Raw genomic sequence first — 14,928 nt, 5'->3', positions numbered from 1 at the left:
AATTTTAGAAAAATAGAATGGTATCTAAAAATTCCACAACCTGCATAGGAGAGCTATACCTATATACAGTTTCAATCCTTGTTGTATTGGATTAGTCATTGCGACCGAGTTAAAACACTGCACACAGCGGTAAGAATGCTATAGTTTCAATCCTTGTTGTATTGGATTAGTCATTGCGACCACAGCGGTAAGAATGCTATATAATCAAGCTACACAGGTTTCAATCCTTGTTGTATTGGATTAGTCATTGCGACTTATCCGCTCCTTGCCAGGGAGTGTTGTTTTTGTGACGTTTCAATCCTTGTTGTATTGGATTAGTCATTGCGACGTTTTTACCTATCGACATAAAGTTAGTCACAAAAAGTTTCAATCCTTGTTGTATTGGATTAGTCATTGCGACTATTCCGGTTCCCGGTGGGGATTCCATGACGGTTGGTTTCAATCCTTGTTGTATTGGATTAGTCATTGCGACGGCGTATGGTCCGGTCTACCTGACCGTCGCGGCTGGTTTCAATCCTTGTTGTATTGGATTAGTCATTGCGACTCCGCGTGGCATGACCTACACGCCCACAGAGTTGGGGTTTCAATCCTTGTTGTATTGGATTAGTCATTGCGACCGGATTGCAGCACCACGTCCATATCGCGGTATTCCTCCGTTTCAATCCTTGTTGTATTGGATTAGTCATTGCGACAGGGACACCAGACTTTAACTCATTCCGCGTTAAAAAGTTTCAATCCTTGTTGTATTGGATTAGTCATTGCGACCGCCATGAATTGATCGCCACCATCGTTTTGTATTAACGTTTCAATCCTTGTTGTATTGGATTAGTCATTGCGACAACACATGAAAGCATTTACCACGGCTGCTGCATTGATGTTTCAATCCTTGTTGTATTGGATTAGTCATTGCGACTTCCTGAAGTCGTGAATAATCCCGCATTCCCGGTTCCGTTTCAATCCTTGTTGTATTGGATTAGTCATTGCGACTCCCACGTATTATCTTTCCGCCGACTTTGCCGGATACAGTTTCAATCCTTGTTGTATTGGATTAGTCATTGCGACGGCGAACAGTTGCCATGGGTTTTCGGAGAGGGAGACGTTTCAATCCTTGTTGTATTGGATTAGTCATTGCGACAGAAAAGTGCGGTTGCGGCCACACGGATCGCCCACTCGTTTCAATCCTTGTTGTATTGGATTAGTCATTGCGACGACTGGTCATTGTACAACCTATGGCTGGTCTCTGAATTGTTTCAATCCTTGTTGTATTGGATTAGTCATTGCGACTCATCGATCAACTGGGTGGCAGAATGTTTTTACGCAGTTTCAATCCTTGTTGTATTGGATTAGTCATTGCGACCCGCATTCCCGACTCCGAGATCATGGGAAGCAGCAGCGTTTCAATCCTTGTTGTATTGGATTAGTCATTGCGACCGCATTCCCGACTCCGAGATCATGGGAAGCAGCAGCGTTTCAATCCTTGTTGTATTGGATTAGTCATTGCGACTTTCATCAAGTCGGCAGCAAAGCCACAGACTGCGAGTTTCAATCCTTGTTGTATTGGATTAGTCATTGCGACAATCGCGGGATGGTGGATTTCCACGGACGAAGAGATGTTTCAATCCTTGTTGTATTGGATTAGTCATTGCGACCCGCGATTTGCGGGATCGCATTCTCGCTGCTTCGCAGTTTCAATCCTTGTTGTATTGGATTAGTCATTGCGACTACGCCCGCCCTTTGAATACGTTGAGGAAAACGAATGTTTCAATCCTTGTTGTATTGGATTAGTCATTGCGACCGCCAGAGCGGGCGCCGAATTACCCCGTAGTCTGGATGTTTCAATCCTTGTTGTATTGGATTAGTCATTGCGACAAGACCGCGCCGCAGCCGGGCGCATGTCCACCGCCCGTTTCAATCCTTGTTGTATTGGATTAGTCATTGCGACGAGCATAAACTCGCAGAGTCGATTCAATCGACTGGAGTTTCAATCCTTGTTGTATTGGATTAGTCATTGCGACCCCACCCTAAACTTTGGAAACCCCAATGACTGATGGTTTCAATCCTTGTTGTATTGGATTAGTCATTGCGACAGGCCGTCGGGTATGCAGTCCCCGCACAACTGGGAGCGGTTTCAATCCTTGTTGTATTGGATTAGTCATTGCGACCCACGCAACCCGCCGTTGATCTGTCCTCCCGCTACATGTTTCAATCCTTGTTGTATTGGATTAGTCATTGCGACCGCATTTTTCCAGAAAAATCTTGCAGATCAATTGAATGCGACCTCCTGAGCTTAGTCATTTTCAGCAGTTTTTCCATCGTTTGCACCCCTGTTTCAATCCTTTGTATTGGATTAGTCATTGCGACTGCATCGAAAAAAGCGCAGATAAAAAATAAAAATCAATGTGTTAGAAGCCACGCGCCACTAAACACAAATATTTTTATAGCAGCAGTCCTCACAACGGATACGATGCGGCGTTTTTCGAGGCAATTTGCCGGTGGTGATAATGTCAAAAATCTGCTCAATCATCAAGCGCGCCTCAGCTATATTAGCCTCAGTCACGGGTACTTCCAGCAATTGACTCCCATCCCGCACATACGCCACAAACCCCCGCGTTACCGCTTGCTGATACACCTCCCGAATCAACATCGCATACAACACAATCTGCATCCGATGGGTTTTGAACACCGTTTCCCGCGCCTCGGTGTACTTGTAGTCCAAAGGAGACATGGTTCCATCTTTGAGCCATAAAACCTCATCTACAATCCCACGTAAGCGTAATACTGGAGACGCCAGATACACCTCGATTTCCCGTTTCACTGCTCCAATCTTCCGGCGCAGATAATCTCGATTCTCCGTCGCCCGCCGCCGATGCACCTCCCGTCCCTTGAGAACCTTGAACCGTGATTCCTCATGCTGCGGGATATTCTGGACATTCATAAACCAGGTGAAACGCGGGCAATAAACATGTTCCAGCACCTCCGATGGGGTAATCATCGGGGTGCGTTCAGTATCGGAAATTGGCTCACTCATACAAATAGCGCCAATATTGCATCGGTCACCAGCTTTTTATCAAAAGCCTGTCCCAGAAGAATCACTTTCTTAAAGTCCGGCTCACACATTGGAAAAATATAAATCGAGTCCACTTGGTCATCAGACCACTCCTCAATCGCCAGCCGTAATTCATCCAGCCGATTACGCTCAATTGTTCCCAAAAAAACCGACTTCTGCACTCGATACAATCCCGCCTCCTTACACAACTTGGCAATCTTTGACCGAGGCCGATTTTCCACAATATCATACAGAATCCACACCAGCGTCTCGGTCGTCTTCATCGCCAATTCTCCCAATCCACTCATTCGCCATTCGATGGCAATCCAGTTGTACGGTATCCCGCCGCTTGATGTTCCGATTCCGGTAGCGAATCGTCTCATCCAGATACTCGCCAAATCGCCCCATTAATACCGTCTTTCCTTCCTTATTCAAGGTCAAGCCATTTTGCAGCGAATCAAACATCTCCTGCTTGACCTTACGCGCTGCGAATAATCCGACCACCGTTTCATCAGCCCATACCCGATAACATTCAATTAAATCAAAAACCAATGACTTCTTCTGATAATGATCCGTGTGAACAAATCCTACATACGGATCGAGTCCCGCCAAAATACAAGCCCGCTCAACCGTTCCATACAGCACTCCATAACTATAATTGAGCAGACAATTAAACTCATCCTTGGCCGGATTACGCGACCGCGCCTCAAACTGGAAATTTTCCGGCAGTAATAAATTCACCGCTTCCCAATAGGTTCGCCCAGCTCGCCCCTCATAACCCATAATCGTCCCGCGTACTGTATCCAGCTCACCCTTCACCTCTTCCAACGACCCACGCAACTCGATCAGCGCATTAATCTTCTCAGTCAATGCGGCTGACAACCGACTCCGCCGTTGCCGTGCCTCCCGCAAAAACTCGACTTGATTATCCAGTTTTCGCAACAACCAGCCCAACGCCAGCCGCAACCCTTTCTCAGTGTCAGCCAACCGTAATTGTTCGCGCCGAATCGCTATTGTCGAACCCGGCCTTCCGTGCCAGACTCGGCCAAACGGATGCCCGACTTGATCGAGAAACACAATATCTATGTTTTTCTCAATCGCCAGTTCAATCGCATCTGTTGAAAGACTCGCTCCGGTCGTAATCATAATAGAGCGGACTTTTCTTGAAGATACTTCCTGTTTCTGTTCCTTAATCTTTACGACGAACATCTCTCCCTGGCGATGAAGATAAGTCCCGAAAGTTGTAAGAATCAAGTCCATATTTATACCCCTATGAGTTAAATTTAATCCAGGTATTTCCGCTTTATCCCCTCCTTGCAGGGAATAGGCAGCGCCAAGCGCCGAAGCGGATTAATTTTGGTGGCGACTATTGGCTCAAACCTTGTTGTCTTGGATTAGCCAACGCAACAGCAAGAAAACCACATACCAAATTTTTAAAGAACTGCTCATCAAGTGATTACCCGACGGCCAACCACCCAAATCCATGACTGACGGCATGACCAAAAGCCAGCCCATCAGGGATTACCGCATTACAAGCCAGTTCTCCGCTAATTCCTAACAATTCCTGCCCTTTATAGCGGCAAGGTTGCGTCCTGATTTGGCTGAACGTCGCATATAATCGCTCGGGAAAATGCACATCCAGCCCACGCAATGCAATGAGCAAATTCGACACCAGCAGCCGATCCCGCTCTACCCGTTGCAGCGTCTCATCCATACCTTGATACCGGCGATAATTCTCGGAATTGAATAACAGAACCGGCGTCGCCAACCGATAATGCAACAACCGCTCGCTGACTCCGAATTGACCGTGATGCAGAGTCAAGGCTGCATCACCAACCGTCACGGTTTCCTCGCCAAGTTGCAGTTCCAGATCCAGCCAAGGTAAACCGAGTAACCGGCCTGCCGCGTCGCCCCAACCGATCACCAGTCCTCGTCCTGCCCGCCAGCGGTATTGGACCAGCGGATAGCGATAGAGCGGCTTGCCACTCATCGGATCGTGCTGATGAAACAGATCGTCATCGGCGAATGTCCCGGCCAGCGCCCCGCGCAATTGCCGGGATCGCCCCTCATCATGACCGGTTAATTCATGATCCCAAGACAGCTCGACCTGGGCACAAGGGATTTTTTTCAAAAGATGCATGTTGCGGGATCCTCCTCATCAAGCCGCAAATCCAAACCACTCTCAGAATCATAATAACCAGGCCGCAACAACCAGAATGGCCCCAGTGGTTCCGCATAATCTTCTGGATGAAAACCGCGCCGAGCGTAAACACTGACTGTGCGTTGCTGAATCTCACCCGCCAATGCTCGTAACGCCTCGCGCCGTTCCCAACGGTCAGCTATTTTCAAAGAATCTTCCAAAGAATCCCGTAACCATTCTTCTCCATCAGCCAGCACTAGAAATGATTCCTGTTTTTCCCTACCACGCAACAGTGTGTGAATATCCGGCATTTCCTCCCACCGGGCGAATGCTTCCGTTAAATGAGCGCCAGTGTTCTTGCGCGCCTTAATCAGCGAGAAATAGTGCTGGCTTAAATTCAAAACTGCTTCCTCACCCACGGTTTCAGGCGCATTTGCCAACACCTCGCGAGTAATATCCAGTAATACTGGGTCGTAAATCAGCCTGGCATACTCACGATCCTTGGCGGACTGAAGTGAAACCACTTCAACATGACCGCCCTGATCGCCCAATCGGTTATTCCGGTTGCAACGCCCAGCGACTTGAATCAATGCATCCAATGGCGCGAAATCGCGGATCACTACATCCATATCAATATCCACGCCAGCCTCGACCGTTTGCGTTGAAACGACAATGCACGGCTGTCTGGCTTTAATCAGCATGATTTTCGCCAGCCGGTCGCGGGGCGTCACATCGGCGCTGATCAGAAATACTGGAATAGTTGACGTGGATTTCACTGTTTTCCAGACAGCTTTAGCTGAGGCACGAGTATTCAGCGTGATCAACACCCGCCGCCATTTTTTCAAGCGCGGCAATAACTCGGCAATAAAATCATCCAAATTGCGAGTTTCCCGATGTCGGAAGATCAAACGGTAACGGTTAAAAGCAGAAAAAATCTCCGCTACTGTTGTTGCATCCCCAGCCAGTTCCCGCGCTCCACTCAATAAGGCCGGTTGTGTCGCCGACATCAGCAAGACCCGGCTATTACCCTCTTCAGTCAAAGCACGAAACGCCTGATCCACCATATCCCACAGTTGACAGGGTAGGGTTTGCACCTCGTCCAGAATGATCACGGCATCCATCAATGCATGAAACCGCATTTGATGTTTTGTGCGTGGTGAAAACAACGCCAGCAGCAATTGATCAAAGGTTGTAACGATGATTTCGGATCGCCAGGTATCCAGAAAAAAACGGGTATAACCTTGGCCTAGCGATTTATCTTCGATCTCGTATTCCCGCTGCGAAAGCGAATGACTGGCTAATAACTGATCGGATTGAGACCTATGCGCTAAATCTAACCCTAATAGTTGCCGATATTCCTGCTCGGTTTGATCAACAATCGAGAGAAACGGCAAGGCAATAATAATCCGTGGCGGCGGATCGCCTTTCGCTGTCAACTGCTCCCGCTGGCGTAAGGCCCAAGTTGCCGCCAATAGCGTTTTGCCCGTCCCGGTAGGCAAAGTCAGCGTACAACAACGTTGATCCTGATCTGCGCTGCTAAAGATTCGCTCACGCAACTGTTGTCGCAGGCCATTGAGCGGCGTCTCCGTTAATGCAGCCAGTCGTTGATCGACTAATTCGGAATGAAGCACTGGGCGCGGCTGCTGAAAGTACTGCCGTAGCTTCTCCTCACGCAGCGCCAGAAACGCCTTGTCTGCTTCCAGCAGCAGCGAGAATAAAAACTGGGTCCACAACCGGAATTTCACCGCATCCGTCAATGACAACGCCCGTAGCCGTTCGCCGATCTTTTGGCGTCGAAACAGCCAGCGCCGGGCATCCTCAAATTCCCCATCGGTTTCGTTCAGCGCCAGCCCGGTCGCCTGTTCTAGCGCATCGCGATCCAAACCGGCCCATTGTTCCAACAGCAGGTCATCTGTTTCCAAACACAGGCGGTTTTCCAAATAATCCAAGGTAGCGAATCCGGCGTGATGCCCAGCAATCGCCTGAGCCAGCGCCAGCGTCGGCAATGCTTCCCAGCCCTGCGCTTTTGCCCACAGCAACGCCAGCGCCGCCGATAACGCGGAATGCTCCTTGGCATGGGCATCACCGCGATATTTCACTGGATTACCGATATAACTTTGAAAAGCCGGACTACCCTTGCCGAGATCGTGACCCCGAACCAGCGCATCTAACACCGGGATGGTTTCCGGGCGGCGTTCGCGGGTCTGACGCGAGTGTCCAGCCAGCAGAAATTGCGCCGCCGCTCTCACCTGTCCCAAGTGTTGCCGCAATTGCAAGGTGGGCTGGTAATGAGAAAACAATGGGGTCTGGTTCACGCGAAGTTCCAATCCTTGTTATCTTGGATAAGCCATTTATGAGAACAATCCTGTCCATTCGCCCACGCGCCATGCAGCCGCAGTCTCAACCGGAAAGGGCTGACCGCGATGTTCCAGATAATAGGGCACATGGCGAAACACCCGGTTGGCGCTGACACTGTGCGGCAGACGCAGCAAATGAATACCCAGATTATCCGCAGTCAGCAAACGCACATCGTCGGCCATGCATAGCCCCTGCACGATATGGCGACCCGTAGGCAACGGACTGGCGACCTGCCGGGCCACAAACTCCACGTCGCACAACAGTTCGGACAGGCCCATGCATGGGCTAAAGTGCCAGCGCCGGTTCTCAATCCGCTCAGCCAGTTCGGCTAACCGCGCTGGCTGCTCCGGCCAAGCGACATGCACCAGGAAATTCGGCTTTAGCAGCCATTCCTGGTTAATTAACGCGGCTTTTTCTGGAGCTGGATTTTCAGCGCCGCGCTGGCTGCGCTTGACTTCCCACGGCAATGGCGTCGGTGGATCTTTACGCAGTTTGACCCGATGCCAGAACCGGGCAGGAACCGCGCCGCTCACTGCAACCCGGATTCCAGCCAGATCAGTAGCAAGAGCATCCTTTTCCAAACCCAGAATTGCCGCCAGCATTCCTAATACCGCTGTTCGCGGCGGCGTGGGATAGCTGAGCGCATTGACATTGGCCTCGGCGCGCAGGAAATGACCGTATTTGGCCGACCAGCGAAAACTGAGGGTGTCCATAGCCACGCTCACGCCAGTTGATCAAAGCCAAGCGGTTGCCAGTCGGCGGGAAGGCCAGAACCAGCAAATTGCAGGTCAGGCGAAACTTCGTAGCGGACTTGAGCAATACGGGCGCGTTGACTATTTAATCGCTCTAACAACCGCGATAAATCCATCCGGTAGTCATCTGGTGATGCCCAGGCTCGTTCTGGTTTGCCAGTAACCGCTTGCAATTTCACATAATCCATCAGGTTGCCGAACTGGAATTCTTCGCCGGGCTGGTATTCCACCGACAGCAGCAGGCGCGGTACCTGGCCGATCTTGGTGCGGGTATTGCCGGCGGAACGAACCCCATTCCACAGCGCCCGTAATAGCGCGTCATAATCGGCGTCAGTCATTCGCGATTTTTTCGCCGAATGCTCATTGGCGACGCCATGAAAAGCAATTAAGGCATAACGCAGCGCGGCGTAATTGGTAAAGGTGCCCTGTTTATTACCTTCAAGGCTGGCAAAGACCGATGTGCCCTGAATCTGGATTTCCTCAGCCTCGTGCAGCACTTCGCCCATATTGAACTGCACCGCTCCGGTCAAGGTCTTGGGAATCGGGTTGGGTTTCCATTCGGTTGGTTTTTTCTTACCTTTCTGCGCTTTGGTGTCGGCAAGCAGATCATCCGACGATTCCATGCTGCTGCTGTCCTCTTCCTTCTGACCCTTAAACGCCAGCGAAGAGCCGAACCAGCGGGCGTCCATGAAGCTGTCGAGCAGGATGTTGACCAATTCTTCTCCATCGGCCTTGGCCTTGCCGATACTTTCCAAGTAATACGCTACTCGGCCAGTAAGATTAGTGGTGCGGCCTTCAATATTACCGACCAGAATCTCCTGACCCTTAGCGGCGAGATAATCACGGGCAAAGCGTTTCAACCGCACGTCCGTCACATAAAACCGGCCATCGGGTAGACTTCGCGGGCGGTTTTCATCGGGATCGCCATTCGGGTTGCCCATGCGAATGTCATAACCAAACAAAATTTCCCGGCGGGAAGAGAGCGTAGACATTGTTTCAATCCTCATCTTTTTCAGGATTAGAAGGAATTACATCAACCATAACTGACTGACCGAGTAACAGGTAATAGCAGGTTGTAGTGTTGTCGAGCTGAATAGGGTCGCCTAGTCGAGCGCCGAGACGACCCAAATCCTGAACCAGAACTCGAACATCAGAGTTGGCTTCGGTCTTATAGGTAAGCAGCTTTTCACGGACCCTGTTGTATAACGAAGGCAGATCGCGGCCATCGAGATTTAACCGCTTCAGCCAAGTCAGTGCATTAGATGCAACATTAATTTTGCGAGCAGCCTGCACTTGCAGCACTTTTCCATATAAAATACCAAGCAGAAAAGTGAAGGCTTTTTCCGGGCTGTTTAACCCGGAGCCTGACTCAAAATACGGCTTGAGCGCAGGTAAAGAGGGTTCAAAGGGATCATCGGTAGTTTCCATTGTTAATACTCCAGTTAAGTCCAGGTAATAGAGAATGCGGGCCAGTTGCCTGATCCAACTGGCGAAAGTTTGCTGGTCGCCTTTTTTATTGACGCCCTGATTCAGCAAGTAATTTCGCAGAATGGGTGTATCTTCAGGCAGATCATTTAAATACCATTTGGCTGTGACCAAGATTTCCCGCCACAGTCCAGTTTGCACCCCATCCAGTAGCGAACCGTGATAAATCGCCTCGGCTAATTGCCGCTTGATGGTGAATAATTGATCGCTTTTATTGACTTTTTCCGCTTTTTTTCCGCCAGGACGCTTCAATAGACTCGATAACCAATTCAAGCTGAGATCAAAACGGGCATTTTCCAGCGGATAGCGTGGGGCGAGTGAATGATTCCATTGATTAGCTTGCTGGTTGTGCTTCGCCAATGATCGCAACCGCGATGGCAAAATGTCATTGATTACACCACGCACTTTATCAACTACTTGGCCAAAAATAGCCCAGAGAATATGCAGCACAACTTGGGCGTCGTTCCGTCCTTGCACAAACTCCAACAAGTCATTTTCAAAGGACTCGGCTTTATTGCTCTCCAAATTTTGTAGATATTTCCGCCAATCTTCGAGAAATTGGCGCTTACCTTCGGGATTGCCAAGCAGACTGGGAATCAGCAGCGCCTTGTCACCCGCTACATTGCCGAGAAACTGGTTGAGCAGGTGATTCTTGAAGACATACAGTAAATCAGCACAGTCCAGGCACAGGCCATAGCCTTTCCACGCCGAACCCGTATCCAGACCGGGAAATGCGCCAGCCCGATCCACGTTGGCGAAGTTAATGCCCGTCCCACGCAAATTGGGATACAGTGTGACGCCAGTAGCGCCACAGAGCGGACAATCGGCTGGGCCGTGTGCAGCAGCAGCGCCGGTAACATACTTGTCAGCCAAAATCTGAGCCAAATAAGCATGGTATTCAGAGCAATCGCCGGGCCAGCGTTCAGCCTCATCCAATACGCTCAGAAATACAGTTCCCTTCTCAGGAATCAGCCGAATAGCAGCGGCCAGTACATGTGGATCGGTTTGTCCAGCGCCAACCAAGTAAGATTTATCGGAAAATATCAAGGTATGGCTGCGAAACAGTATTTTGTGCATTTCCTTGAAGTAGGCTCCCCACAAGGATTGATCCTGCCCATGTTCTGCAAAGCTTTTCTCCGTAAGCGCCTGAGTGTTAAGTGTCGGGCTAGGCAAACCGTCTACCTTGCGGCGCTTCATCACTGGCCCGATTGCCGCTACTCTCGACATCACAAAAGGCAGTCGCCGCGCCTTGGCGGCGTCTACATCTTCCATCCACATTTTCACTGCGCCGGGCTGGTCTGATACAGTTTGCAATAGATAAACACGAAGAATTTTCTCAGAGTCTTCCACCAGTAAGGGCGTCAGATACTCGCCATACCCAGAACGTATCTCATCCAGATTGATCCCGGATTGCCTACAACGGTGATTTAATTCCAATAACGCTAATTCCCGCATTGCTTCCAACATGGTTGTTATCTCCTGAACACCCGATATTTGAAATAGCCTGCCACACCTATCCATCCTTGTCCGACCTGACAAGCTTGTCGCCTGCAAACGGCTACTTATGAAAGATGAATCGTTTTCAACTGGACCAGCAATACGGGAATGGCGTCCTGAACAGTACGCCATAAAATGTCCAGATTGACGTCAAAGTAGGCGTGAACCAACCGGTTACGCATCCCGATAATTTCTGGCCAAGGCACTCCGGGCGATGTAGATCGAGCCTCTACGGATACTCTGCTGGCGGCCTCACCGATGATCTCAATCGCCCGTATCAGGGCAAAATGCAGCATTTCATCGCGATCCAAATCAGCGCGAGATCGCCCTTTCACAAAACGCAGGGCCGATTCAGCAGCGTCGATCATGTGCCGAATACGTACACTATCCTCGATATCCATATTGCACCTCGGCGGTACGCACCACTTCGTCACGGAAGTAGCGGGACAAGTCCTGCGGAGTGCGCAAATCGACCTTTTTACCCTTTAGCAAGCCCGAAAGTTCCTGTTCCATCCCGGCAATTCCCAGCAGGCTGGGGATATGCTCCAGGTCGAATTCCACCAGCAGGTCAATGTCGCTATCCGGGCGAGCCGTGCCTTTCAAATGCGAGCCAAACAGCGCCAGACGACGAATGTGGTGCTTTGCGCAAAAGTGCGCCAGCGTCGCCTCATCAATGGGTATGCGCATTACTCCACCTCTTGCGAAAATTAAGGACTGCTCTTTACAGGATTTTCGCTAAGCCCCTTCAATTCGTCATACCCGCGAAAGCGGGTATCCAGTTTTTTCAGTGGCTTACTGGATTCCCGATGACCCAGGAACGACGGAAAGCGAAAGTCTTATCGTTATACCAATTCTCGGTAGTTTTCGTATTTATGGTCGTCATTCCCGCGAATGCGGGAATCCAGCGACCCGCTGCCGGACTGACTGGATACCCGCTTTCGCGGGTATGACGAATAAAGATAAAACCTGCTGGACTGACTGGATACCCGCTTTCGCGGGTATGACGAATAAAAGATAAAACCTATCGCTAAACGGTATTAAGTCTCTTGCGAAAATGGAGGGATACCGGTTTTCACCCATAAACCGCGCATCCCACGCCAACCGTCCAGAGATTGTTTACCTCCGCAGCGCCGCGATTTTCTCCTTGCGCTCCTTCTTTTTGGCACCCCAGCCGACATAGCCGAAGATCGCCTCGGCCAGCTTCGCCAGTTCCTCCCGATCCGGGACCGGCCAGTTCAACCCATCCTTGAGCAACTGGTTGGTCTGATTGATCAGTTCTCCGCCAGCTTCCTTGACGCCGCGCTTTTGATCCGCTTCAAGCCTACTGCGCAGCACATGCAAGGCCCGCTGTTCCGGCGATAGCTTTGCCTCTGCTGCTTGCGCCCTCGCCTGCTCGGCCTTTTCTCGCAAGTCTGCCGTCGCACCTTCGTGTTCCATCATCCGCCCATAACCAGCAGCCGTTTTCGCGCCTGCACCCAGCCAGTCCAGCGCCTGTTTCAGCGCCGCGAAAACCTCCGATAATTCCCCGGCGAATTCCGGGCGGCGCGGCGCAATCCCGAATAACAGCTTGGCATTTTTCACCACCAGAAACGGCACCGGCACCGGATCATGCCAATCAGCGGGAACTCGCCTTTGGGGTTCCTGGCAAGGCTCACCGATCTTCGCGCCCTGTTCGTACCACTGATCCATGTGCGGGGTCATTACATCAGCCGCCAGTGTCACCGGTTCCACTGGCAAGGCGTCGAAGAACCGGAAGCGTCCGGCCTGCTCGGTGGTTCCAAACCAGTCCATCAACCGCCGCTTTTTTTCCTCCTCATTCAGCGACTCATCCCAAACCTCTACCCACGCCTTGACCAGTCCTTTCACTCCACTACCCGCCAGATACGGAACGCCGAGGGTGTGATGCCAGGCCAAGCCGTTTTCCACCGGATGCGGCAGACCCAGACCACTGGCGAAATGCCAGTCAGTGGCGAATACCGCGCCACGTCCGCCGAGCGCCGTGATCAATGCCAGGTGCCGCAGAGATTGGGCTTGCAATATCTCTCGCTGGCCGGTTATCCCTGCGTTCCCGCTGACCCATTGACTCTTACCGGTATCGGGAATCTTCCAATCCGCGCCATAGCAGTTGAAAAAGCGGTTGTACCAAAGTCCCCGGTTGCCCTCGGTCGCCAACAACGGTTCGGTTTCCAAGCGGTAAAGAGGCCAGTTCATGAACTGGCCTCCTCTTCACGGGCCAGAAACGCGCTGGCCAGTTTCTTGACCCAATCCAGAAACAGCATCGCCTCGGTCTGCGCCGCCAGATAGGCATCCATGTCGGATTGAGTGATGCCATCCAACAGATCAGCCTTACCCGCAAAAGGCTGAAGATTTTGGCTTAACCATTCGCCAACTAACCGATAAAGGGAGTAATGAACATCTTTTTCTCCTTTACTGCGATAAAAAGCCGCAGTTTGTCCCAAACCGTTAGCGTGGATCATGAACGGCATGGCGCTGGCGTAACTGTTGAATGCCTTTTGCTTCTTTGGCTCATCTTTCCACTTATCCGCCAATGCCCGAATCCGGGTCAGAGCGAAATGCGCCCGCTGTTGTTGCAATGTGGCGTTGGCGGGAGGGTGGGTATTTTTTTCCCCTCCTTGATCAAGGAGGAGTGGCGACGCAGTCGCCGGGGTGGTTGGTTTTCGTGCTGGCGGGATGGTTGGCGCTTTTTCAACCTTGGCAGTTGAAGCTATTTTTTTTTTTTTCTTCATGTACTTAGGAGCCATCGCTCAATCCTCTCCCCCAGCAAATCGTCACCTTGCACCAACCCATGCCCACCGTCTCATTACCACCCAGTTGCAGATAAGGTCGGGCGAATAAGTCCTTGGTGATATGGTTCAATACTTCGGCAGCGGTCTTGGTTTCGCCCTTCACCCGCGTCGGCTGGGCGTGTAGTCCGACATAAAGCAAGGTATCTGGCGGCAGGCTTTCCTCGTACCACAACGCCCCGGTTTTCACGGTCTTGGTCTTATTATCAATGCAGACATGGGCATTGACCGGGGTGGCGAACTGCGCCAAATGGTTGAACCGGTCGTCATGCACCACTACCAACTGATTTTGCAGCGCGGCGATAGCGTCTTCCCGCCCCATTAACCGGGCCAGCGCCGCAATCACCGCACTCAAATCGGTGGTCTGCGTAGCGAACCGGAACTCCTCTAGAAACAGTGCGCTCACCAACTCACCCGGTATCAGGGCGCTATCCTTGTCATCAACTTCGGGAATGGCGGCGGCGATAAATGTGGGCAAGCCCAGCCGTTCCGCATCAGCGCGGAAGCGTCTCAGCAGCGCCGGACAGGTGATCCATTTGAAATGGCTGGTCAACGAGCGTACCGGCAGCAGCAGCAAACGGGCGTCGCCCACCAGCAACGCCCCGGCATGGTCAGACGCATTCGTGGTTTCCGGCCCGAATACCGGGGTTAGCCAAGCGGCCTTCTGTTCATCGGCTAAAGCGCGCAACGCCCCCTTGACCGCCGAGCCGTACACCACCGGCCAGGCGGTATGCGCCTCACGCTGAATGGGCAGATCAATCACCCCAGCCATCTGGCCCGCCCCAGCGTGAATCGATGTTTCGGCTAACAGACCGAGTAAAGCAGTGTTGTTATTCATTCTTCTTT

The 14,928-nt window shown here is 51.3% G+C and carries 13 protein-coding genes and 1 CRISPR repeat array; all 13 genes read right to left on the bottom strand.

What is annotated here, in order from left to right; all coding sequences use genetic code 11:
- Positions 1-68: 68 nt before the first annotated feature.
- A CRISPR array of direct repeats spans positions 69-2,236; the repeat unit is 37 nt; unit sequence GTTTCAATCCTTGTTGTATTGGATTAGTCATTGCGAC.
- 183 nt (positions 2,237-2,419) lie between these two features.
- Positions 2,420-3,028, bottom strand: coding sequence for a CRISPR-associated protein Cas4 (gene cas4 / locus BN874_RS15785; RefSeq protein ID WP_034435150.1), 609 nt, complete (start codon positions 3,026-3,028; stop codon positions 2,420-2,422).
- Positions 3,025-3,330, bottom strand: a complete 306-nt coding sequence (gene cas2, locus BN874_RS15780) for a CRISPR-associated endonuclease Cas2 (RefSeq protein ID WP_034435149.1) — start codon at positions 3,328-3,330, stop codon at positions 3,025-3,027. The genes cas4 and cas2 overlap by 4 nt, the downstream gene beginning before the upstream one ends.
- Positions 3,293-4,306: a CRISPR-associated endonuclease Cas1 gene (gene cas1 / locus BN874_RS15775; RefSeq protein WP_034435148.1), complete on the bottom strand. Its 1,014-nt coding sequence runs from the start codon at positions 4,304-4,306 to the stop codon at positions 3,293-3,295. Before cas1 ends, cas2 begins: the two co-directional genes overlap by 38 nt.
- Positions 4,307-4,502: 196 nt before the next feature.
- Positions 4,503-5,186 (bottom strand): CRISPR-associated endonuclease Cas6, encoded by a 684-nt coding sequence (locus BN874_RS15770; RefSeq protein ID WP_034435146.1) that lies wholly within the window; start codon positions 5,184-5,186, stop codon positions 4,503-4,505.
- Positions 5,174-7,501: a CRISPR-associated helicase/endonuclease Cas3 gene (locus BN874_RS15765; RefSeq protein WP_051497926.1), complete on the bottom strand. Its 2,328-nt coding sequence runs from the start codon at positions 7,499-7,501 to the stop codon at positions 5,174-5,176. Before BN874_RS15765 ends, BN874_RS15770 begins: the two co-directional genes overlap by 13 nt.
- 36 nt (positions 7,502-7,537) lie before the next feature.
- Complete coding sequence (gene cas5 / locus BN874_RS15760; protein WP_034435144.1) at positions 7,538-8,257, bottom strand: CRISPR-associated protein Cas5; 720 nt, start codon at positions 8,255-8,257, stop codon at positions 7,538-7,540.
- An 8-nt stretch (positions 8,258-8,265) separates the two neighbouring features.
- The gene (cas7b, locus tag BN874_RS15755) at positions 8,266-9,288 is read right to left on the bottom strand and encodes a type I-B CRISPR-associated protein Cas7/Csh2 (protein WP_154724970.1); all 1,023 of its coding nucleotides are present in this window, start codon (positions 9,286-9,288) and stop codon (positions 8,266-8,268) included.
- A 4-nt stretch (positions 9,289-9,292) separates the two neighbouring features.
- Positions 9,293-11,248: a TM1802 family CRISPR-associated protein gene (locus BN874_RS15750; protein ID WP_051497925.1), complete on the bottom strand. Its 1,956-nt coding sequence runs from the start codon at positions 11,246-11,248 to the stop codon at positions 9,293-9,295.
- Positions 11,249-11,343: 95 nt separating this feature from the next.
- Positions 11,344-11,679, bottom strand: coding sequence for a HepT-like ribonuclease domain-containing protein (locus BN874_RS15745; protein WP_034435142.1), 336 nt, complete (start codon positions 11,677-11,679; stop codon positions 11,344-11,346).
- On the bottom strand, positions 11,663-11,965 hold the full coding sequence (locus BN874_RS15740; RefSeq protein WP_034435141.1) for a nucleotidyltransferase family protein: 303 nt from the start codon (positions 11,963-11,965) through the stop codon (positions 11,663-11,665). Before BN874_RS15740 ends, BN874_RS15745 begins: the two co-directional genes overlap by 17 nt.
- A 429-nt stretch (positions 11,966-12,394) precedes the next feature.
- Positions 12,395-13,489: a type III-B CRISPR module RAMP protein Cmr6 gene (cmr6, locus tag BN874_RS15735; RefSeq protein ID WP_051497924.1), complete on the bottom strand. Its 1,095-nt coding sequence runs from the start codon at positions 13,487-13,489 to the stop codon at positions 12,395-12,397.
- The gene (gene cmr5 / locus BN874_RS15730; RefSeq protein WP_081756438.1) at positions 13,486-14,040 is read right to left on the bottom strand and encodes a type III-B CRISPR module-associated protein Cmr5; all 555 of its coding nucleotides are present in this window, start codon (positions 14,038-14,040) and stop codon (positions 13,486-13,488) included. The genes cmr6 and cmr5 overlap by 4 nt, the downstream gene beginning before the upstream one ends.
- The gene (gene cmr4, locus BN874_RS15725) at positions 14,030-14,920 is read right to left on the bottom strand and encodes a type III-B CRISPR module RAMP protein Cmr4 (protein ID WP_034435139.1); all 891 of its coding nucleotides are present in this window, start codon (positions 14,918-14,920) and stop codon (positions 14,030-14,032) included. The genes cmr5 and cmr4 overlap by 11 nt, the downstream gene beginning before the upstream one ends.
- Positions 14,921-14,928: the final 8 nt, after the last annotated feature.

Origin of the sequence: Candidatus Contendobacter odensis Run_B_J11 (assembly GCF_000531125.1) — a bacterium.
GTDB lineage: Bacteria > Pseudomonadota > Gammaproteobacteria > Competibacterales > Competibacteraceae > Contendibacter > Contendibacter odensensis.
This window is presented reverse-complemented; position numbering and strand designations above follow the sequence as displayed.

Bases quoted from the DNA above. Each gene is read 5' to 3' on its own strand.
- BN874_RS15750 (WP_051497925.1), bottom strand. From the start codon at position 11,248: ATGTTGGAAGCAATGCGGGAATTAGCGTTATTGGAATTAAATCACCGT.
- cmr4 (WP_034435139.1), bottom strand. From the start codon at position 14,920: ATGAATAACAACACTGCTTTACTCGGTCTGTTAGCCGAAACATCGATT.
- cas1 (WP_034435148.1), bottom strand. From the start codon at position 4,306: ATGGACTTGATTCTTACAACTTTCGGGACTTATCTTCATCGCCAGGGA.
- cas2 (WP_034435149.1), bottom strand. From the start codon at position 3,330: ATGAAGACGACCGAGACGCTGGTGTGGATTCTGTATGATATTGTGGAA.
- cas5 (WP_034435144.1), bottom strand. From the start codon at position 8,257: ATGGACACCCTCAGTTTTCGCTGGTCGGCCAAATACGGTCATTTCCTG.
- cas7b (WP_154724970.1), bottom strand. From the start codon at position 9,288: ATGTCTACGCTCTCTTCCCGCCGGGAAATTTTGTTTGGTTATGACATT.
- BN874_RS15740 (WP_034435141.1), bottom strand. From the start codon at position 11,965: ATGCGCATACCCATTGATGAGGCGACGCTGGCGCACTTTTGCGCAAAG.
- BN874_RS15745 (WP_034435142.1), bottom strand. From the start codon at position 11,679: ATGGATATCGAGGATAGTGTACGTATTCGGCACATGATCGACGCTGCT.
- BN874_RS15770 (WP_034435146.1), bottom strand. From the start codon at position 5,186: ATGCATCTTTTGAAAAAAATCCCTTGTGCCCAGGTCGAGCTGTCTTGG.
- cas4 (WP_034435150.1), bottom strand. From the start codon at position 3,028: ATGAGTGAGCCAATTTCCGATACTGAACGCACCCCGATGATTACCCCA.
- cmr6 (WP_051497924.1), bottom strand. From the start codon at position 13,489: ATGAACTGGCCTCTTTACCGCTTGGAAACCGAACCGTTGTTGGCGACC.
- cmr5 (WP_081756438.1), bottom strand. From the start codon at position 14,040: ATGGCTCCTAAGTACATGAAGAAAAAAAAAAAAATAGCTTCAACTGCC.